Source organism: Burkholderia sp. Se-20378 (assembly GCF_017104665.1).
GTDB lineage: Bacteria > Pseudomonadota > Gammaproteobacteria > Burkholderiales > Burkholderiaceae > Burkholderia > Burkholderia lata.
In genome coordinates, this window is sequence record NZ_JAAGPG010001191.1 from 1 (window position 1) to 803 (window position 803).

The window sequence follows — 803 nt, forward strand, 5'->3', positions numbered from 1 at the left end:
CAGGCCGGCCGCGAAGCCGCGTGCCTGCGCGACGCTGCCCTGCGCGCGGATCTGCGCGGCCTGCACGTCGTGGAAGGCGGCGGCCGCACCGGTCGGCGGATGCACGCTCTCGATCACGACCGCGATCACGTCGACGCCGCTGTGCAGCCGGTCGAGCTGCTGCTGGATCGCGCGCTTCAACTGGTCGGCCATCGCGGCCTGGTTCGTTTCCAGCAGCGATTCGAGCGTATGCGATGCGAGGTAGTGCACGAGTTCGCGATTGGCGCTCGTGCGCACCGTGCTTTCCGGGTCGATCGTGCGATAGAGCGCCGCGCGCGCATCGGCATCGGTCAGGCCGAGGCGGTAGTCGACCCGCACGTCGGCGTTGACGATCTGGAAGTTCTGGCGGTCGCCGTTCGCGCCGGCGATCACCTGGGTGGTTTCCCACGGATGCGGCACATCCCACAGTCGATCGAGGCGTTCGGGCGTCGGGCCGTCGGCCGGCGCGGGAGACGGTTCAGCGCCGCCGTCGTTCGCACTGCCCGCGATCGCGACCTGGTGCACCGCGCCGTTGTCGACGATGCGCGCGCGCCCGAACGGCCAGGGCAAGCCGACGTGCAGGCCCGGCTGCCAGACCGCAACTGGCGCGCCGAAGCGTTCATACACGGCGCGCTGCTCCGGGTTCAAGACCACGACGGCGGTAAGCAGCCACGCGCAGGCGACGGTGGCGGCGAGCGCGGCCGGCAGCAGCCGCACGAAGCTGCGCCAGCCCCAGCTCTGCCGCAGGTCGATGCCGTAACGATGGCGCAGTTCGGCGCCGAGCG

At 71.4% G+C, this 803-nt stretch carries 1 protein-coding gene; it reads right to left on the minus strand.

Annotation, left to right across the window (positions count from 1 at the left end; genetic code table 11):
• A partial coding sequence (gene hflK / locus G3N93_RS40930) for a protease modulator HflK (RefSeq protein ID WP_206135627.1) occupies positions 1-803 on the minus strand: 803 nt, incomplete at both ends.